The sequence below is a fragment of the Olsenella sp. An293 genome, from assembly GCF_002159495.1.
In the GTDB taxonomy this organism is placed as follows: domain Bacteria; phylum Actinomycetota; class Coriobacteriia; order Coriobacteriales; family Atopobiaceae; genus Thermophilibacter.
Genome location: NZ_NFIT01000014.1, coordinates 14492 through 34281, shown reverse-complemented (window position 1 = coordinate 34281; position 19790 = coordinate 14492). Strand labels below are relative to the sequence as shown.

At 66.6% G+C, this 19790-nt stretch carries 16 protein-coding genes; 10 read left to right on the top strand and 6 right to left on the bottom strand.

The window, feature by feature from the left end:
• The first annotated feature begins 6 nt into the window (after positions 1-6).
• Positions 7-2004, top strand: coding sequence for an AarF/UbiB family protein (locus B5F85_RS09005; RefSeq protein WP_239386829.1), 1998 nt, complete (start codon positions 7-9; stop codon positions 2002-2004).
• Between the two features lie 175 nt (positions 2005-2179).
• On the opposite strand, the gene B5F85_RS09000 is transcribed toward B5F85_RS09005, so the two are convergent.
• Positions 2180-2566, bottom strand: a complete 387-nt coding sequence (locus B5F85_RS09000; RefSeq protein WP_239386827.1) for a metallopeptidase family protein — start codon at positions 2564-2566, stop codon at positions 2180-2182.
• A 186-nt stretch (positions 2567-2752) separates the two neighbouring features.
• Here B5F85_RS09000 and B5F85_RS08995 point away from each other — a divergent pair, with 186 nt between their 5' ends.
• Positions 2753-3343 (top strand): DUF308 domain-containing protein, encoded by a 591-nt coding sequence (locus B5F85_RS08995; RefSeq protein WP_087316498.1) that lies wholly within the window; start codon positions 2753-2755, stop codon positions 3341-3343.
• A 158-nt stretch (positions 3344-3501) separates the two neighbouring features.
• Here the strand turns inward: B5F85_RS08995 and B5F85_RS08990 are convergent, their stop codons facing one another.
• The 5 genes from B5F85_RS08990 to B5F85_RS08970 all read right to left on the bottom strand — a co-directional run bounded on the left by B5F85_RS08990 (position 3502) and on the right by B5F85_RS08970 (position 12086).
• On the bottom strand, positions 3502-5430 hold the full coding sequence (locus B5F85_RS08990) for an ABC transporter ATP-binding protein (protein ID WP_087316496.1): 1929 nt from the start codon (positions 5428-5430) through the stop codon (positions 3502-3504).
• Entirely contained in the window at positions 5423-7273 is a 1851-nt protein-coding gene (locus B5F85_RS08985) for an ABC transporter ATP-binding protein (protein WP_087316494.1), read from the bottom strand. The genes B5F85_RS08990 and B5F85_RS08985 overlap by 8 nt, the downstream gene beginning before the upstream one ends.
• Positions 7270-7752, bottom strand: coding sequence for a MarR family transcriptional regulator (locus B5F85_RS08980; RefSeq protein ID WP_239386825.1), 483 nt, complete (start codon positions 7750-7752; stop codon positions 7270-7272). Before B5F85_RS08980 ends, B5F85_RS08985 begins: the two co-directional genes overlap by 4 nt.
• A gap of 438 nt (positions 7753-8190) precedes the next feature.
• Positions 8191-10221 (bottom strand): ABC transporter ATP-binding protein, encoded by a 2031-nt coding sequence (locus B5F85_RS08975; protein ID WP_087316492.1) that lies wholly within the window; start codon positions 10219-10221, stop codon positions 8191-8193.
• A complete protein-coding gene (locus tag B5F85_RS08970) occupies positions 10221-12086 on the bottom strand; it encodes an ABC transporter ATP-binding protein (RefSeq protein ID WP_239386823.1) in 1866 nt (621 codons plus the stop codon). The genes B5F85_RS08975 and B5F85_RS08970 overlap by 1 nt, the downstream gene beginning before the upstream one ends.
• 346 nt (positions 12087-12432) lie before the next feature.
• Here B5F85_RS08970 and B5F85_RS08965 point away from each other — a divergent pair, with 346 nt between their 5' ends.
• The 8 genes from B5F85_RS08965 (at position 12433) to B5F85_RS08930 (ending at position 19780) form a co-directional block, all read left to right on the top strand.
• The gene (locus B5F85_RS08965; protein ID WP_087316490.1) at positions 12433-13383 is read left to right on the top strand and encodes a phosphate ABC transporter substrate-binding protein; all 951 of its coding nucleotides are present in this window, start codon (positions 12433-12435) and stop codon (positions 13381-13383) included.
• An 81-nt stretch (positions 13384-13464) separates the two neighbouring features.
• Positions 13465-14364: a phosphate ABC transporter permease subunit PstC gene (gene pstC, locus B5F85_RS08960; RefSeq protein ID WP_087316488.1), complete on the top strand. Its 900-nt coding sequence runs from the start codon at positions 13465-13467 to the stop codon at positions 14362-14364.
• Positions 14357-15286: a phosphate ABC transporter permease PstA gene (gene pstA / locus B5F85_RS08955; protein WP_087316486.1), complete on the top strand. Its 930-nt coding sequence runs from the start codon at positions 14357-14359 to the stop codon at positions 15284-15286. Before pstC ends, pstA begins: the two co-directional genes overlap by 8 nt.
• Positions 15283-16083, top strand: coding sequence for a phosphate ABC transporter ATP-binding protein (locus B5F85_RS08950; protein WP_087316484.1), 801 nt, complete (start codon positions 15283-15285; stop codon positions 16081-16083). Before pstA ends, B5F85_RS08950 begins: the two co-directional genes overlap by 4 nt.
• Before the next feature lie 13 nt (positions 16084-16096).
• Positions 16097-16891 carry a phosphate ABC transporter ATP-binding protein PstB gene (gene pstB / locus B5F85_RS08945; RefSeq protein ID WP_087316482.1) on the top strand — a complete coding sequence of 265 codons (795 nt, stop codon included), beginning with the start codon at positions 16097-16099 and terminating at the stop codon, positions 16889-16891.
• The gene (locus B5F85_RS08940) at positions 16891-17586 is read left to right on the top strand and encodes a PhoU domain-containing protein (protein ID WP_087316480.1); all 696 of its coding nucleotides are present in this window, start codon (positions 16891-16893) and stop codon (positions 17584-17586) included. The genes pstB and B5F85_RS08940 overlap by 1 nt, the downstream gene beginning before the upstream one ends.
• A 41-nt stretch (positions 17587-17627) precedes the next feature.
• Positions 17628-18308, top strand: a complete 681-nt coding sequence (locus B5F85_RS08935; protein ID WP_087316478.1) for a response regulator transcription factor — start codon at positions 17628-17630, stop codon at positions 18306-18308.
• A gap of 80 nt (positions 18309-18388) precedes the next feature.
• Positions 18389-19780 (top strand): ATP-binding protein, encoded by a 1392-nt coding sequence (locus tag B5F85_RS08930; RefSeq protein ID WP_143786167.1) that lies wholly within the window; start codon positions 18389-18391, stop codon positions 19778-19780.
• The last annotated feature ends 10 nt before the right edge of the window (positions 19781-19790 follow it).

The following is a 19790-nucleotide window of genomic DNA, read 5'->3' as shown; positions in this document are numbered from 1 at the left end:
AGCCGCGTGACTGACGCACGACAGGACAGACGAGAGGACGACCGGGGTCGCGGCGAGAGCCCGGCCCCGCTTGACGTTGCGTGCGACGAGGGCGCAGCGGGCGCCGAGGAGGGCCAGGTCGCCGAGAAGGGACCCGAGGACGAGGAGGGCGAGGGCGCCGGGGAGGGACCCGAGGCCGGGGCCGCGTCCTTCTCGCCCGCCGAGACGCACTCCGGCGAGCCCCGTCGCTCCTGGGGACCGGTCATGGGGACCGAGCTGCCGCGCCGTCAGACGCCCACCACCGCCAAGTCGCCCGACGAGATCCTCGACGCCTGGTACGCCGCCGTGAAGAAGCGCGAGGGCCGTCGTGAGTCCGCCCAGACGATCGGCCTGCTTGGCGGCCGCTCGGCGGGCGCGGACGACTATGAGCTCTCGACCGCCTCCCGCCTCGCGCGCATCGGCGAGATGGTCAAGATAGTCCGCCGCTACGACATCTTCCACGGCCTCACGCCCGAGGGCCTGCGCAGCATGCTCGAGGAGCTGGGCCCCACCTTCGTCAAGGCCGGGCAGATCCTCTCCATGCGCTCCGAGATCCTCCCCGAGAGCTTCACGCGCGAGCTCGGCAAGCTCCGCACGAGCGTCGAGCCCATGGACCGCGAGACCGTGATCGAGGCCCTGCGCGCCGAGTACGAGACCCCGCTCGAGGACATCTTCGACGCCATCGACGATCGGCCGCTGGGCTCCGCCTCCGTGGCGCAGGTCCACAAGGCGCGCCTCGTGAGCGGCGAGCTCGTGGCCGTGAAGGTCCAGCGCCCGCACGTCAAGGAGATCATGGCGCAGGACATCTCGATCATCCGCTCGCTCGCGCGCTACGCGAGCCGCTTCATCGGGCAGGACCAGTTCATCGATCTGCAGTCCGTGGTCGACGAGCTCTGGCAGTCCTTCCGTGAGGAGACCGACTTCCTCGTCGAGGCGCGCAGCCTCGAGGAGTTCCGCCGCAACAACGCCGGCTGCCGCTTCATCGACTGCCCAAAGCCCTACCCGGCGCTGTGCACCCGCCACGTCGTGGTCATGGACTTCGTCGAGGGCATCCCCATCAACGACACCGCGCGCCTCGTGGCCGAGGGCTACGACCTCGCCGAGATCGGGACCAAGCTCGCGGACAACTACACGAGGCAGATGCTCGACGATGGCTTCTTCCACGCCGACCCGCACCCCGGAAACCTCGTGATTCACGAGGGCAAGATCGTCTACATGGACCTCGGCATCATGGGCCGCCTCTCCGCGCACGACCGCCAGGCCGTGAGCGACATGGTGCTCGCGGTGGGCCGGCGCGACTCGCCCGCGCTCGCCGACGGGCTCATGCGCTTCTCGGTCTCCAGCGTGGCGGGCGTCGACCAGGCCCACCTGCTCGCGGACCTCGACGCCATCGTCGCCGACTACGGCACGGCCGACCTCTCCGAGCTCGACATCGGCGCCTTCATGAACGCGATCATCTCCATGGCGCAGAAAAACGGCATCGAGCTGCCGGGGTCGATCACCATGCTCGCGCGCTCGCTCGTGACGCTCGAGGGCGTGGTGCACCAGCTGCTGCCCAATGCTTCGATCGTGGAGATCATCCAGAGCCACCTCCGGGCGCACACCGCCGTCGACGAGCTCGCCGTCGACGAGCTCCAGCGCCTCGCGCGCGAGACCGTGGCCGCCACGCACGGCCTGCTCGGCGCTGCCGGGGAGCTCGGGCTTGCGATGCGCATGCTCACGCGCGGCCAGCTTCGCGTGAACCTCGACCTCGCCGGCACGGAGGACCCGCTCGAGGATATCTCGCGGATCGCCAACCGCCTCACGATGAGCGTCATCGTCGCCGGCCTGTTCATCGGCTCGTCGGTTGTCTACTACGCCCGCATCCAGCCGGTCATCTTTGGCATCCCCATCATCGGGTTCGTGGGGTACATGGTGGCGTTCGTGCTGTGCGTGCTCGTCGCCCACGACGTCCTGAGCGAGGGCAGGCGCCGCCGTCGGCGGTAGGGCGCAAGGGGCATCCTGCCGGGAGGGTGTGTACGCCGCGCCTCGAGGGTATGTACACCCCTCAGTCCTGCTCGTCCTTCTCGCTAGGGCATCTACCAGCGCAAACGTAAGACGTCCGAACACGGATGGTGTACATACCCTCAGGGGCTCTGTACGCACCCCCCGATCTTCGGGCCTAGTAGCCCATCGCGGCGAGCGTCTCCTCGTCGTTGCCGAAGAAGTGGCCGACCTCGTGGATCACGGTGCGGCGGATCTCGTCGAGGAGCACGTCCTCTCCCTCCTCCGCAAAGCAGCGCTCGTGCGGCCCCTTGAAGATCGTGATGACGTCGGGAAGCTCGCCGGTGCCGTAGAAGCTGTCGCGCTCGGTGAGCGGGGAGCCGTCGTAGAGCCCGAGCAGCTCGTCGTCAGCGAAGGAGGCGTTCTCGTCGTCGGCACCCGCCGCCTGCTCCTCGCTCGGCTCGTCCTCCACGACAAAGATGACGTTGTCAAGCTCGTCGATAAACTCGTCGGGAATCGAGTCGATCGCGGCCTCGACCGCCGCCTCGAACTGCTCCTGCGTCATGCGTGCCTCCTCATGATCTGCCTGCACACACTGTAGCCGCTTGTTCAGTGCCGGTCGAGCCATGTGGGCGAACGGTGTGTTCCGCATGGCTTTCAGAATTGTGAGTTAGAAAGTAACAATTTGGGCAGAAGTTATGTAGGGGACGACAAGGACGTTGCCCCCATCGAGTGAGAGGAAACCCCACACATGGAGAACTACCATTCGGAGCGCGAGCACGTCGGCGACTTCGTGGACCGTTGGAACGAGGCCGTGAGCAGGACGCGCGGCCTCACGATCGCCCTGGGCGCGCTGCTTCTGCTCGCGGGCATCGCGAGCGTGCTCTCGCCGCTCAGCCTCTACGCCGTGATCCAGGCCGCCGTCTCGGCCGCCCTCATCGTGGGCGGCATCGGGGGAGTGGCCGCCTGGTCGAGGACGCCCGAGGTCTTTCGCAGCCCGGTGACCCTCGTCATGGGGATCTTGAACGCGCTGCTCGGCTTCATGCTCCTCACGCTGCCCTCCTACCTCACCGCCGGGACGCTCACGTTCCTGCTCGCGGTCCTGTTCGTCGCCGCCGGCGCCGAGCGCCTCGCGACCGCTTACCGCATGCATCGCTTTGGCGTGGAGGGCTGGGCCGTCAGCTTGGTGACCGGCATCGTCAACGCACTCGCCGGCGTGACCTTCCTGCTGCTGCCGCTCTTCTCGAGCCTCATGCTCGGCTACCTCATGGCGGGCTATCTCATCGTGGGCGGCGCGAGCCTTCTGGTCGAGGGCGCCGCCATGCACAGGCTCGAGGCCTAAGTTCTGTTTCCCGTCCCCATCCGACCCGTCGCGCGACCTTCCTGAGGACGCATCGGCAACGAAAGCGGCCCCGCCCCGTTCCCGTAGAGAAGTTTTGCGAAGCGCGCTTCTCGAGGGAACGGGGCGGGGCCGCCACCATACGGTGGGATAAGAGCGAGCTACTCGAGCTCGAAGGCTCCCGTGTAGAGCTGGTAGTACGTGCCGCGCTTGGCGATGAGCTCCTCATGCGTGCCGCGCTCGATGATGCGACCGTGGTCGAGCACGATGATCACGTCGGAGTTGCGCACGGTGGAGAGCCGGTGGGCGATCACGAACGTGGTGCGCCCGGTCATGAGCGCGTCCATGCCGCGCTGGACGATGGCCTCGGTGCGCGTGTCGATGGAGGACGTTGCCTCGTCGAGCACCATGACCGGCGGGTCGGCCACCGCGGCGCGCGCGATGGAGAGCAGCTGCCGCTGGCCCTGGGAGAGGTTGGAGCCGTTGTCCGTGAGCATGGTGTCGTAGCCGTCCGGCAGGCGGGAGATGAAGTCGTCCGCCCCTGCGAGCCGTGCGGCGGCGCGGCACTCCTCGTCGGAGGCGTCGAGCCGGCCGTAGCGGATGTTGTCCATGACGGTGCCGGTGAAGAGGTTTACGTCCTGCAGGACCATGCCGAGCGAGTGGCGCAGGTGCGGCTTCTTGATCTTGTTGATGTTGATGCCGTCGTAGCGGATCTTGCCGTCCTCGATGTCGTAGAAGCGGTTGAGGAGGTTGGTGATCGTGGTCTTGCCCGCGCCCGTGGCGCCCACGAAGGCCACCTTCTGGCCCGGCTTGGCGTAGAGCGAGACGTCGTGCAGGACCGTGTGGCCCGGCTCGTAGGCAAAGTCAACGTCGAACAGGCGCACGTCGCCGGCGAGCGGCGTGTAGGTGACGGTGCCGTCGGCCTGGTGCGGGTGCTTCCAGGCCCACTGGCCGGCCCAGTGCTCGTCGCGCCGCTTGCACTCGTGGACGGTGCCGTCGCGGTCGATCGTGCAGGCCACGAGCTCCACGTAGCCCTCGTCCTGCTCCACCGGCTCGTCGATGAGCTCGAAGATGCGCTCCGCGCCCGCGAGGCCCATGACCACGGAGTTCACCTGGTTGGAGATCTGGCCGATCTGGTTGGCGAACTGCTTGGTCATGTTGAGGAAGGGTACGCCCACGGCGATGGTGAGCGCCGCGCCGGAGATCGAGGGGTTGGGGATGCCGATGACCAAAAACACGCCAATAGCCACGGCCACGATGACGTAGAGCAGGTTGCCGGAGTTCATGAGGATCGGCATGAGCGTGTTGGCGTAGGAGTTGGCCGTGCACGCGGCGTCCTGGTACTCGTCGTTGAGCTCGTCGAAGGCAGCCTCGATCTGGCGCTCGTGCGAGAAGACCTTGACGACCTTCTCGCCGTTCATGACCTCCTCGACCAGGCCCTCCACGGCCGCCACCGCGCGCTGCGTGCGCAGGAAGTTCTTCGCCGAGCGGCCGGCCAGCGTCTTGCCGAGAAGCGCCATGACGGCGGCTCCCGCCACCACGACGAGCGTGAGCGGCAGGCTGTACCAGAGCATGATGCAGCCCACGGAGCAGAGCATGAGCATCGTGAGGAACAGCTGCGGCAGCGACTGCGCGATCATCTGGCGCATGGCGTCGATGTCGTTGGTGTAGTAGCTCATGATGTCGCCGTGCTGGTGCGTGTCGAAGTAGCGGATGGGCAGGTCCTGCATGTGGTCGAACATGAGGCAGCGGAACTTCTTGAGCGAGCCCTGCGTGATGATGGCCATGCACTGCTGCCACACGGCGTTGCAGATGAGGCTCGCGAAGTAGAGCGCGGCGAGGATGGCGGCGTTCTCAAAGACCTGCGGCTGCGCCGTTGCCCAGTCGCCCGACTCCCAGGTCTGGCCCACCACGGTGAGGGCCCGCTCCATGAAGACGTTGGGCATGGCCTGGACGATGCACTGCACCAGGATGCAGCAGGCTACGGCCGGCAGCATCACGGGGTAGAAGGAGCGCAGCATCTTCAGGACGCGCAGGGCCGTCTTGCCCATGGATTTGGGAGCACGCCCGCGGTGCATGTTCCTACTCATCGGCGCTCACCTCCAGCTCTCCGAGCTCGCGCTCGTCGTGGCTCTGCTTGTTCTGCGAGAGATAGACCTCGCGGTAGATGGCGTTGCGGCGCAGCAGCTCCTCGTGGGTGCCGATGTCGTTGATGCGCCCAGAGTCCATGACCACGATGCGGTCCGCGTCCTCCACGCTCGAGGTGCGCTGTGCGATGATGATCTTGGTGGTCTCGGGCAGGTAGTTGCGGAAGCCCTCGCGGATGAGACGGTCGGTCTTGGTGTCCACCGCGCTCGTGGAGTCGTCGAGGATGAGGATCTTGGGCTTCTTGAGCAGGGCCCGCGCAATGCACAGGCGCTGCTTCTGGCCGCCGGAGACGTTGGTGCCGCCCTGCTCGATGTAGGTGTCGTACTTGTCCGGGAAGGTCTGGACGAACTCGTCGGCCTGGGCCAGGCGCGCCGCCTCGACGATCTCCTCGTCCGTGGCGTGCTCGTTGCCCCAGCGCAGGTTCTCGGCGATGGTGCCACTGAAGAGCACGTTTTTCTGCAGGACCATGGCCACCGCGTCGCGCAGGGTCTCGAGGTCGTAGTCGCGCACGTCGCGGCCGCCCACGCGCACTTGGCCCTCCGTGACGTCGTAGAGGCGCGGGATGAGCTGCACGAGCGAGGTCTTGGACGAGCCCGTGGAGCCGATGACGCCCACGACCTCGCCGCTCCTGATGTGCAGGTTGACGTCGCGCAGGGCCTCGCGGCTCTTGTCGCCGCTGTAGGAGAAGCCCACGTTGTCAAAGTCGATGGAGCCGTCGGCGACCTCGGTCACGGGGCTCTCGGGCTGGTCGATCGTGGTCTTTGCGTCGAGGACCTCGTAGATGCGGCGCGCGTTCTCCTCGCTCATGACCACCTGCGCGAAGATCATCGAGAGCATCATGAGCTGCATGAGCATCATGAAGCCGTAGGTGATCAGCGACGAGAACTGGCCCACGTCGAGCAGCTCGCCGCGCGTGGAGACGATGGCGTAGGAGCCCGCGTAGATCACGAAGACCATGACGGTGTAGACGCAGAAGTTCATGATCGGCGCGTTGAGGGCGAGGATGCGCTCGGCGTAGGTGAAGTCGTTCTGGACCTCGGTGGCGGCGCGGTCGTACTTCTGCTTCTCGTAGTCCTCGCGGACGTAGGACTTGACCACGCGGATGCCGGCGAGGTTCTCCTCGGCGCGCTCGTTCAGGGCGTCGTACTTGCGGAAGATGCGGCGGAAGACCGGCACGACCTTGCGGATCACGCCAAAGAGGGCGAGCGCCAGCACCGGGATGATCACCACGAACACGATGGCGAGCCACCCGGCCATGCTGTAGGCCGCGATGAACGCGAGCACGAGCATGAACGGGGAGCGGATGGCCGTGCGGATGAGCATCATGTAGGCCATCTGGACGTTCATGACGTCGGTCGTGATGCGCGTCACCAGCGACGAGCTCGAGAAGCGGTCGATGACGGCGAACGAGAAGGTCTGGATGTTGTAGAACATGTCCTTGCGGAGGTTCTTGGCAAAGCCCGTGGAGGCCTTGGCGCAGGTGAGGCCGGCCGCAGCGCCAAAGGCGAGGGAGATCAGGGCCATGATCGCGAGCACGGCGCCCGTCGAGACGATCTGGCCGAGGTCGGCGCCGGCCTTGATGGCGTCGATGAGGTCGGCCGTGAAGAGCGGGATCATGACCTCGAAGACCACCTCGCCGAGCACGAGCAGGGGAGTGACGACGGCCGCCCTCTTGTACTCGCGCACGCTCTGAACGAGCTTGCGGCCGACCGTGCCGTAGCCCACGTGCGCGGCGGTCTTCACGAACTCCTGGTCCAGGTCCGGCTTCTTGGGAAGCAGGCTCATCGCTCATCCCCCTTCTCGCTTCTCAGGCTCTTCTCGCCGCGCTCGAGCTCCTCCCAGCGCGCGGCGATCCGGTCGAGCGTCTCGGCGAGGCGCTCGCGCTCCTCGGGCTCGATGCAGTCGAAGGCGCGCTCCTCGAACTCCTTGCGCGTGCGCAGGACCTCGCGGGCGCGGTCGGCCCCCTCGGACGTGAGGGTGACCGTGAGCTGGCGGCGGTCCGTCTCGGAGCGCTTGCGGGTGACGAGCCCCTCGGCCTCGAGCTTGGCGATGACCTCGGAGAGCGAGGCGGAGGTGATGCACGAGGCCTCCTGGAGGTCGCGCTGCGTCATCTCGGACCCGTTGGCGAGAAGCTCGACGAGAATGTGCTGCTTGCCGTTTCGACCGCCCCAGTGGACGTGGAGGTAGTAGCCAAAGTACCCGAGGTTGCGCATGATGCGCAGCTCGGTGCCCTGGCGGGAGGTTCGCTCCTCCGTATCACGCACGGCAGCCTCCTTCCTGTGAAAAACTGCAGTTCACCCAATACTTTGGGACCTTGCCTGTCAGATGTCAAGGTACCATGCAATATCCTCAAGCCGTCGAGGATGGGGGTGCTAAGCGGGCCCTCGAAGCCTCAGTTTTCTTCACGACGCCCGAGGCCGGCGAGACAGACTGCCCGTCCCCGCTGGCACTTCTCGGCGTTGTGTACAACGTCTGGCGTTGTGTATACCGCCCCCGACGCTCTTCTCGAAAGAACAGCAGGTAGACGAACTGGCGAGAAGTGCGCACATCGGCGCCGAGTGTACACAACGCCGAGAAGTGCGCACAACGGAGCGCCCGGTGCTCAGAACGAGGCCGCCCGCCGACGTTCCGTAGAGAAGTTCCGCGAAGCGCACTTCTCGAAGGAACGTCGGCGGGCGGCCACCGATCGTTGGGGATGCCGGCTACTCGAGCTCGAAGGCTCCCGTGTAGAGCTGGTAGTAGGTCCCCTTCTTGGCGATCAGCTCGTCGTGGCTGCCGCGCTCGATGATGCGGCCGTGGTCGAGCACGATGATCGCGTCGGAGTTGCGCACGGTGGAGAGGCGGTGCGCGATGACGAACGTGGTGCGCCCGGTCATGAGCGCGTCCATGCCGCGCTGGACGATTTCCTCGGTGTGCGTGTCGATCGAGGAGGTGGCCTCGTCGAGGATCATGACGGGCGGGTCGGCGACGGCGCAGCGCGCGATAGAGAGCAGCTGGCGCTGGCCCTGCGAGAGGTTGGTGCCGTTGTCCGTGAGCATGGTGTTGTAGCCCTCGGGCAGGCGCTTGATGAAGCCGTCGGCACCCACGAGGCGCGCCGCGGCCATGCACTCTTCGTCGGTGGCGTCGAGGCGGCCGAAGCGGATGTTGTCCATGACGGTGCCCGTGAACAGGTTCACGTCCTGGAGCACGACGCCCAGGGAGCGACGCAGGTCGCTCTTCTTGATCTTGTTGATGTTGATCCCGTCGTAGCGGATCTTGCCGTCCTCGATGTCGTAGAAGCGGTTGATGAGGTTGGTGATCGTGGTCTTTCCGGCTCCCGTGGCACCCACGAAGGCCACCTTCTGGCCCGGCTTGGCCCAGACGCTCACGTCGTGCAGGACCGTGTGGCCCTTGCGGTAGGCAAAGTCCACGTCGAAGAGGCGCACGTCGCCGGCGAGCGGGGTGTAGGTGAGCGAGCCGTCGCCGTGCGGGTGGCGCCACGCCCACTGGCCGGCCCAGTTCTCGGAGCGGCGGTCGCACTCGGCGACGTTGCCGTCGCGGTCGATCGTGCAGGCCACGAGCTCGACGTAGCCCTCGTCCTGCTCGGCGGGCTCGTCCATGAGCTCGAAGAGGCGCTCGGCGCCCGCGAGGCCCATGACGACGGAGTTGATCTGCTGGGAGATCTGGCCGATCTGGCCGGCGAACTGCTTGGTCATGTTGAGGAAGGGCACCGTGACGGCGATGGAGAAGGGCAGGCCCGAGATGGAGAGGTTGGGCACGCCGGTCTCGATGAACACGCCGCCCGCGAGGGCCACGATGACATAGATCAGGTTGCCGAGGTTCATGAGGATGGGGCCGAGCGTGTTGGTGTACATGTTCGCGGCGCGGCTCGCCTCGAAGAGGCGGCGGTTGCGCACGTCGAAGTCCTCCTGCGCGGCGTCCTCGTGGCAGAAGACCTTGACGACGCGCTGGCCGTTCATGACCTCCTCGATGTGGCCCTCGACGATGCCGATCTCACGCTGCTGCGCCACGAAGTTGCGGGCGGAGCGCGAGCCCAGCACCTTGGTCATGTAGGCCATGAACAGCACGCCGGCAACGACGACGATCGCCATCCAGACGCTGTAGTAGATCATGACCGAGAAGACCGAGACCAGGGTGACCATGGTCAGCGTGATGTTGGGCAGCGACTGGCCGATCATCTGGCGCAGGGCGTCGATGTCGTTGGTGTAGTGGCTCATGATGTCGCCGCGCTGGTGCTGGTCGAAGTAGCTGATCGGCAGGTCCTGCATGTGGCCGAAGAGGCGCTCGCGGAACTTCTCGAGCGAGCCCTGGGTGATGACGGCCATGGCGCGCGTCCAAGTGAAGTTGAGGACGAGCGAGACCGCGTAGATGCCCACGAGGGTGAGCACGAGCGAGGTGACGCTGCCGGCGACGGCCTCCCAGTCGCCATCTCGCCAGGTGGCGGTCACGATCTCGAGGGTGCGCTGCATGAACGTGGCGGGAAGGGCCGAGAGCACGGCGGAGACCACGATGCAGACAATGACGAGCGGCAGCATCTTGGGATAGAACGAGAAGAGCATCTTGATGAGGCGGCCGAGGGTCTTGCCGCGCCCGGCGCCGCGGCGGCGGGGCTGGTCGGGAACCTGGCGGCCGGCGACGTTCTGGCGCTCAGGGGCGCGCTCGGGCTCGGTGGGCTGGTTGGAGCCGGTCACGTTCTTGAGGACGTTCTCGGCGGAGTTGTTGTTGGCTGCCATCAGGCCTCACCTCCCTTCTTTGCCGCGACGGGCGCGGCGGCGTCGGCGACGGGCTCGTCGTCCTTCTCGGCGCCAGACTCGGGAGCGGCCTCCTGGCTCGTGCGGTTCTGGGCGAGGTAGGTGTCGCGGTAGAACGGGCAGCTTTCCATGAGCTCGTCGTGGGTGCCCAGGCCCGCGATGTGGCCGTTGTCGAGCACGAGGATCCGGTCGGCGTCCTGCACCGAGCTCGTGCGCTGGGCAATGATGATCTTGGTGGCCTCGGGCAGGTAGGTCTTGAGGCCCTCGCGGATGAGCGCGTCGGTCTTGGTGTCGACGGCGGAGGTTGAGTCGTCGAGGATCAGCACCTTGGGGCGCTTGAGCAGGGCGCGCGCGATGCACAGGCGCTGCTTCTGGCCGCCGGAGACGTTGGTGCCGCCCTGCTCGATGTAGTAGTCGTACTTGTTGGGCAGCTGCTGGATGAACTCGTCGGCCTGGGCGAGCTTGCAGACCTCCACGAGCTCGTCGTAGGTGGCGTCCGGGTTGCCCCAGCGCAGGTTCTCCTTGATGGTGCCCGAGAAGAGCACGTTTTTCTGCAGCACCACGGCGACGTTGTTGCGCAGGTACTCGAGGTCGTAGTCGCGCACGTCGACGCCGCCCACCTTCACGGAGCCCTCGGTGACGTCGTAGAGGCGGCTGATGAGGTTCACGAGCGAGGTCTTGGCCGAGCCCGTGCCGCCCATGATGCCGATGGTCTCGCCGCTTCTGATGTGCAGGTCGATCTCGGCCAGGGCGCGGTGCTCGGCCTTCTCGGAGTACTTGAACGTCACGTGGTCGAAGTCGATCGAGCCGTCGCGCATCTCCTTCTCGGGGTGGGCGGGGTTCTTGATCGTGGGCTCGGTCATGAGGACCTCGCAGATGCGCTCGGCGCTCTCCTGGGCCATCGTGATCATGGCGAAGACCATGGAGACCATCATGAGCGCCATGAGGATCATGAAGCCGTAGGTGGTCAGCGCCGAGAGCTGGCCCACGTTGAGCAGGCTGCCCTGGCTCGAGATGATGAGGTAGCTGCCAAACTGCAGCGTGACGGCAAAGACGATGTACACGGCGAGGTTCATCATCGGCGTGTTGAGCGCGAGGATCTTCTCGGCGCGGGTGAAGTCGGCGCAGACGTCCTGGGCGGCGCGGCCGAACTTCTCCTTCTCATAGTCCTGGCGCACGTAGCTCTTGACGTCGCGCATGCCGGTGACGTTCTCCTCGATGGACTCGTTGAGGGCGTCGTACTTGTGGAAGACCGAGCGGAAGATCGGGTGCACGGTGCGCACGACCTTGTACAGGCCAAAGCCCAGGATCGGCACGATGATCACGAAGACCAGGGCGAGCGGGCCCGCCATGATGAAGGCCATGACGATGCCCGCGAGCAAAAGGAACGGGCAGCGGATGGCCGTGCGGATGACCATCATGTAGGCGAGCTGCACGTTGGTGATGTCCGTGGTGAGGCGGGTCACCAGCGAGCTCGACGAGAACTGGTCGATGTTGGCGAAGCTGAAGCGCTGCACCGCGGCAAAGACGTCGTGGCGCAGGTTCATCGCGAAGCCGCACGACGCCTGGCTGCACGTGACGCCGGCGCCGATGCCAAAGGCGAGCGACGCGAGCGCCATCAGCACGAGGACCCCCGCGTAGGGGAGCAGCTGGGGCAGGCTCGCGCCGGCCTGGATCGAGTTGATGAGCTGTGCGGTCACAAACGGGATCGCGACCTCCATGACGACCTCGCCCGACACGATGATCGGCGTGGCGATCGAGGGCGCCTTGAACTCGCGGAGGCTCTTGGTGAGCGTGCGGACGATCTCGCGTCCGCTGAGCCCGAGCTCCTTTGTCTTTCTGTGCATATGACTCCTTTCGACAACGGGTCATTGTGCGCCGGTTCGAGCGTGATTTCAAGGTACCGTGCGATTGATCTCACGGTACCGAACAAAATCATCATCAAGAGGGGGCCGGACAGAAATGTAAGCTCCCGGCGAACGGTGGTTTTGCCAGTTCGCAGCAGCCGGCGAACGGCGGCTTACAAACGGCTGTGCAATTGTAAGGCGCTCTGTAAGCCACGTGTAAGCCACGGTCAGGCTCCCGTAATGGGTGGGCGGCGAGGTCCCGGCGGCGGGCGAGAAGAACCTAGGATGCAAGCGAACCGGTCCTGCCCCCTTGGGTTGGGCCACATCCACGGGAAAGGATACGTTCATGTCCAAGTTCGATCTCTCGCGTCGTCAGTTCATCGGTGCCTTTGGCGCCACCGCCGCTCTCGCCGGCCTCGCCGCCTGCAACGGTTCCACCGAGCCCGCCGCCGAGGGCACCGAGGGCGAGGGCACCGAGGGCGCCGCGCTCGTCGGCTCCATCTCCTGCTCCGGCGCCACCTCCTTCCAGCCGCTCGTCGAGAAGGCCCGCGACGCCTTCCAGGACGCCAACCCCGACGTCTCCGTCGCCATCTCCGGCGGCGGCTCCGGCCAGGGCCTCTCGCAGGTCGCCGAGGGCTCCGTCCAGATCGGCCGCTCCGACGTCTTTGCCGAGGAGAAGCTCGAGGCCGACCAGCTCGAGGGCCTCGTCGACAACCAGGTCTGCATCGTGGGCATGGGCCCGATCGTGAACGCCGACGTCGACGTCACCGACCTCACCACCGACCAGCTCAAGGGCATCTTCCTCGGCGAGATCACCGATTGGTCCGAGGTGGGCGGCACCGCCGGCACCATCCAGGTCATCCAGCGCGAGGCCGGCTCCGGCACCCGCGCCACCTTCGAGGCCGCCGTCCTCGGCGGCGAGGTCGCCCCGGACAGCTTCCGCCCGGTCGCCGAGGTCGACTCCTCGGGCACCGTCGTGGAGCAGGTCGCCGCGACCTCCGGCTCCATCTCCTACGTTGCCTTCAACTACATGGAGAACGACGGCGTGAAGGCCCTCACCGTCGACGGCGTCGAGCCCACGCAGGAAAACGTCGAGTCCGGCGACTTCACCATCTGGGCGTACGAGCACATGTACACCCGCGAGGACGAGGACGAGTCCACCGCCGCCGTGACCAAGGCCTTCATCGAGTTCATGCTCTCCGACGACTTCGCGGCCACCGTCGTGGAGGAGGGCTTCATCCCCATGGCCGACATGAAGGTCAAGAAGGACGCCGACGGCAACATCACCGCCGCGTAGCCCGGCATCACCCTTCCCGCGGCGGCGTTCCCTGACGTGCTGGGGACGCCGCCGCCTCCTTGACGAGAAAGGCTCCTCCATATGGCAAACCTCATGCCCAAGCGGAGGCTCGAGAACATCGGACTGGGCGTCACCGGGTTCTGCGTCGCGCTCGTCGCGCTCGTTGTCGTCACGCTGATCTTCATGGTGGCCCAGCAGGGCCTCACCACGTTCTTCGTCGACGGCCTCAACCCGATTGACTTCTTCTTCGGCCAGAACTGGATCCCCGAGCAGGAGCGCTATGGCGCGCTGCCCATGATCGTGGGCTCCTTCGCCGTCACGCTGCTCTCGACCGCCTTCGCCCTGCCCGTGGCCATCGGATCGGCGATCTTCGTCGTCGAGGTTGCCCCGTCCTTTGGCCGCCGCGTCTTCCAGCCGTTCATCGAGCTGCTCGTGGGCATCCCGTCGGTCGTCTACGGCGTCCTCGGCCTCTACGTGATCAACTCGCTCATCAAGGCGATCTTCGGAGACGCCGCGCCCACCGGCGCCGGCATCCTCTCCGGCTCGCTCGTGCTCGCGATCATGATCCTCCCCACGATCACCACGCTCTCGATGGACGCCCTGCGCGCGGTGCCTAACCAGTACCGCGAGGGCTCCTACGCTCTGGGCTGCACCCGCTGGCAGACCACCTGGCACGTCGTGCTCAAGAGCGCCCTGCCCTCGCTCATGACGGCCGTCATCCTGGGCATGACCCGCGCCTTCGGCGAGACCCTCGCCGTCCAGATGGTCATCGGCGGCGTCGAGCGCTCGATGCCCATGGGCCTTCTCGACCCCGCGTCCACGCTCACGGCGGCGCTCACGGCCGGCCTCTCCAACGCGGTCTCCGGCTCGGTCTACTACCACGCCCTGTGGTCGCTCGGCCTGATCCTGCTGGCCATGTCGCTCATCTTCATCCTGATCATCCACCTCATCGGCCGGAAGGGGGCGAAGGCCAATGGCTAGCGAGAAGAGCGGGCGCTCCGTCGCGCTCGACGCGCACGTGCGCCGCATCGACTCACAGGACAAGGTCGCCACCGGCGTCCTCGCCGTCATCGTGGGCCTGGTCATGCTGCTCGTCGTGGCCATCATCGCCTACATCCTGGTCCGCGGCGCGGGCCGCGCGCTCACGCCGGGCTTCCTCACCAACCCCTACAACGACGAGGTCGTCCCCGGCATCCTCTACCAGCTGTGGGACTCCTTCTACATGCTGCTCGTCACGCTCGTCATCTCGGTGCCCATCTCGCTCGGCGCGGCCATCTTCCTCGTTGAGTACGCGCCGGACAACTGGGTCACCTCCGCGGCCAAGACGGCAATCGAGACCCTGTCCTCGCTCCCGTCGATCGTCGTGGGCATGTTCGGCTCGCTCTTCTTCGTGGTGACGCTCGGGTGGGGCATCTCGATTCTCGCCGGCGCGTGCGCGCTCACGATGTTCAACATCCCCATCCTGGTGCGCACCATCCAGCAGGCGCTCGAGGACGTTCCCCGCAGCCAGCGCGACGCCGCGCTCGCCATGGGCCTCACGCGCTGGGAGACCACGATCAACGTCCTGCTCCCCGCAGCCATGCCCGCGATCGTGACCGGCATCGTGCTCTCCGCGGGCCGCGTCTTCGGCGAGGCCGCCGCCCTGATCTTCACCGCGGGCTCCGCCCCCGCGCGCCTCAACTTCGCGTCCGTGAACTTCCTGAGCCCCACCAACCCGTTCAACATCTTCCGTCCGGCCTGCTCGCTCGCCGTCTACATCTGGCGACTCACCTCCGAGCCCACGGCCGGCTCCACGGAGATCGTCTGGGGCACGGCGACCGTCCTTCTCGTCTGCGTGCTCCTGTTCAACCTGCTTGCCCGCCTGCTCGGCAAGCTCCTCTCGAGGAGGCTGACCGCAGAATGACAGACGCCACCACCGTTCAGGCGACGCCCGCCGAGGGCTCCCTGCTCACCACGCGCGACGTGACCGTCACCTACGACCTCACGCACGAGGCTCTGCACAAGACCTCGCTCACCTTCGAGGCAGGCCAGGTCACCGCGCTCATCGGCCCGTCGGGCTGCGGCAAGTCCACGTTCCTGCGCTGCCTCAACCTCATGAACCGCGAGATCCCCAAGTGCTCCGTCGGCGGGGAGATCTTCTACCACGGGCATGACATCAACACGCCCAAGGAGAACCTCTTCGAGCTGCGCAAGTCCATCGGCATGGTCTTCCAGCAGCCCACGCCCTTCCGTAAGTCCATCCGCGAGAACATCCTGTTTGCCCCCAAGAAGCACGGTCGCGTGAGGACGCGCGAGGAGGAGGACGAGCTCGTGGAGACGTCGCTTCGGCAGGCGGCGCTCTGGGACGAGGTCAAGGACAAGCTCAGGCAGTCCGCCCACGCGCTCTCCGGCGGCCAGCAGCAGCGCCTGTGCATCGCGCGCACCCTCGCCATGAAGCCGGACGTGGTGCTCTTCGACGAGCCCTGCTCGGCGCTCGACCCCATCTCCACCTTCGCCATCGAGGAGACCATCCGCGACATCGCCTCGACGGGCATCTGCGAGATCATCGTCACGCACAACATGGAGCAGGCCACGCGCGTCTCCGACCGCACCGCCTTCTTCTACGTGGGCGACATGGTGGAGACGGGCACCACGCAGCAGATCTTCCGCGACCCGCACGACCAGCGCCTGGTCGACTATCTGACCGGCCGCTTCGGCTAAGAAGGGAGCGACAATGGACACCACGATCATCGATGACTCCCACCGCAGCATCGCTGAGGCCGAGACGGCCATCACCATCCGTGACTTCGACCTGTGGTACGGGGACTTCCAGGCACTCAAGAAGGTCAACCTAGAGATTCCCCGCAACCGCGCGACGGCCTTCATCGGCCCCTCCGGCTGCGGCAAGTCCACGCTGCTGCGCACGTTCAACCGCATGTGCGACTTCGTCGAGTCGGTGCGCACCGAGGGCACGATCGAGTTTGACGGCAAGGACATCTTCCAGATGGACGCCAACGCCCTGCGCGTCTACGTGGGCATGGTCTTCCAGCACCCCAACCCCTTCCCGATGAGCATCCGCGAGAACATCCTCTACGGGCCCAAGCGCATGCGCCGCATCTCCAAGTCCGAGGGCGATGAGATCTGCGAGCGCTGCCTCACCCGCGCGGCGCTCTGGGACGAGGTCAAAGACGACCTCGATAAGAGCGGACTCGGCCTTTCCGGCGGCCAGCAGCAGCGCCTCTGCATCGCGCGGGCGCTTGCCACCGACCCCGAGATCTTGCTCATGGACGAGCCCACCTCGGCGCTCGATCCCATCTCGACGAGCATGGTCGAGCAGCTCATGTGCGAGCTCGCCGAGGACCACACCGTGGTCGTCGTCACCCACAACATGCAGCAGGCCACGCGCGTGGCCGACAAGACCGCCTTCTTCTACCTGGGCGAGCTCATCGAGGAGGGCCCCACCCGCGAGCTCTTTGGCAACCCCAGGCAGCAGCGCACCCAAGAGTACCTTTCCGGGAGGTTCAGCTAATGGTCATCAGCACCCGCACCAAGTTCACCGACCAGCTCAACGAGGTCGAGGAGTACATCAAGCGCTTTGGCGAGAAGACCGTGGCCGACATCCGTGCGGCGGGCCTCGCCGCCCAGGGCGACAAGGGCGCCGCCGAGGGCGTCATGGACGGGCGCAAGGTGGAGGACCGCCTGCGCTCGGCCATCGAGAACACCTGCCTCGACATCATGCTGCTCCAGCAGCCGCTCATCGGCGTCGACCTGCGCTTCGTCTCTGGCGCCTTCCGCATGGTGAGCGACCTCTCGCACATCGACTCGATGACGCGCGACGCCGTGTTTCTCACCGAGGAGATCCCGGCGAAGGCGTCGAAGAAGATCGAGGCCGAGATCACGCAGATGAGCGAGGGCGCGGCCAATATGGTCCAGAAGGCCGTCGACGCCTTCTGCGCCCCCGACGTGGAGGCCGCTCAGCAGGTCATGGAGGCAGACGCCGCCGTGAACCAGCTCTACGTGACGGTCGAGGAGAAGCTCGTCTCCCTCATCCGCGACGGCAAGTCCTCCGCCCAGTACCTGCCGGAGCTCCTCATGGTCGCCAAGTACTTCGAGCGCATGGGCGACCTCGCCAAGCGCATCGCCGCCTGGGCCATCTTCCGCGTGACCGGCGAGCACACCGTCGCCGAGAAGGAGAGCCAGCGGCAGGCTCCGTCCGCGGAGTAGGGTAAAGTAGGGATAGTTCCGGGCGTCGGGAGGAAACAGCGGTGGTCTACTACGTGGAGGACGACAAGAACATCCGTGAGCTGACGGTCTATGCCCTCGGCCAGGGAGGCATCGAGGCGCGCGGCTGCGCCGACGACGCCGAGTTCCGTCGCGCCTGTGTGGAGCGCACGCCCGACGCCGTCCTTCTCGACATCATGCTGCCGGACGCCGACGGGCTCGAGATCCTCGCCCGCCTGCGCCGCACCCCGGGGCTCTCTCACGTCCCCGTGATGATGCTCACCGCCAAGGACACCGAGCTCGACACCGTGAAGGCCCTCGACTCCGGGGCCGATGACTACCTCTCCAAGCCCTTTGGCATGATGGAGATGGTGAGCCGCACGCGCGCGCTGCTTCGTCGCTCCGGGCGCGAGGCGGCCGTGCAGGACAAGCCCGCCTCCCTGGTCTCCGGCGACGTGACCCTGTGGCCCGAGCGCCGCGAGGTCACCGTCGGGGACCGGGAGGTCCAGCTCACGATGCGCGAGTTCGACCTGCTGGAGTTTCTCATGCGCTCCCCGGGCGTGGTCTTCTCGCGCGAGACGCTGCTCCAGCGGGTCTGGGGCTGGGACTTCGACGGCGGCTCGCGCACTGTGGACGTGCACGTGCAGCAGATCCGCGCCAAGCTCGGCGACGCGTCCGACCTAATCGAGACCGTTCGCGGCGTCGGATACCGCGTGCGCGACTAGGCGTGTGTGACAATTCGGGCTGTGACAATTCAACCTGTCCTAATTGTCACAGCCCGAATTGTCAGACCGAGGGAGGGCAGATGACCAGGCAGCCAGGGGGCAAGGGATCGCTCTCGCACAGGATGTTCGTGGCGCTCGTCACGGCGTGCGCCGCCGTGGCCGTCGTGGTCACCGCGGCGGCCTCGCTGCTCTATCAGTCTGCCTTCCTCGCCGACGAGCACGAGCAGCTCGCCGCCGAGTGCCGGACCCTGGCTTCGCTGCTCGACCAGACCGACGACGACGCGGCCGTCCTCTCGGCGCTCGAGCTCGGCGACATCCGCGCGACGCTCATCGACCCCGACGGCTCGGTCACCTTTGACTCTCAGGCGCAGGCCGTCGGCCTCGAGAACCACGGCGACCGCCCCGAGGTGATCTCCGCCTTCGAGACCGGCTCGGGCGCCGCCGAGCGCGCGAGCGACACCGTGGGCTACACGAGCCTCTACGAGGCAGCGCGGCTCGAGTCCGGCCAGGTCATGCGCCTATCCGTCGACCGGGCCGGGGTACTGGCCTTCCTCTTCCAGGACCTCGTCCTTCTCGCCCTGCTCGCCGTGGTCCTCGTGGCCGCGAGCTGGGTGGTGTCGCGACGGCTCTCGCAGCGCTTCGTGCGCCCCATCCTCGAGATCGACCCGTCCTCCGGCGACGGCGTGGCGCCCTACGTGGAGCTCGACCCCCTCGTCACGCGTCTGAACGAGCAGCACGAGGAGCTCCTGCACCGCATGCGGGCGGTCCAGGACGCCGCCGACCTGCGCCGTGAGTTCACGGCCAACGTGACCCACGAGCTCAAGACGCCCATCGCCTCCATCCAGATGGCGGCAGAGCTCATCCGTGACGGCATCGCCAAGAAGAAGGACGTGCCCGAGTTCGCCGGGCGCATCTACGACGACGCGCACCGCCTCTCGGAGCTGGTGAGCGACATCCTCACCCTCTCCAAACTCGACGACTCCGAGCGCAACGGCGACCAGGAGCTCTTTGGCTCCTCGGAGCCCGTCGACCTGCTCTCCGTCGCCCGTGACGTCGTGGACCGCCTCGGCCCCAAGGCGCGCAGGGCGGGCGTCTCCGTGAGCGTGGGCGGCGTCTCCTCTCCCGTGCGCGGCAACGCGCGCCTGCTCGACGAGCTCGTGACCAACCTCTGCGACAACGCCATCCGCTACAACCGCGTGGACGGCAAGGTCTACGTCTGGGCGCTGCCGGTGGACGGCCGCCCGGCGCTGCGCGTGAGCGACACGGGCATCGGCATCCCCGCCGAGGCCCAGCCCAAGGTCTTCGAGCGCTTCTATCGCGTGGACAAGGGTAGGAGCCGCGACATGGGCGGGACCGGCCTGGGGCTTGCCATCGTCAAGCACGCCGCCGCCTATCACGGCGCCGAGATCAAGCTCGAGAGCGAGGTCGGCAAGGGGACCACGATCACCGTGCTGTTCCCGCCGGCGGCGTGAGCGCCCGGCG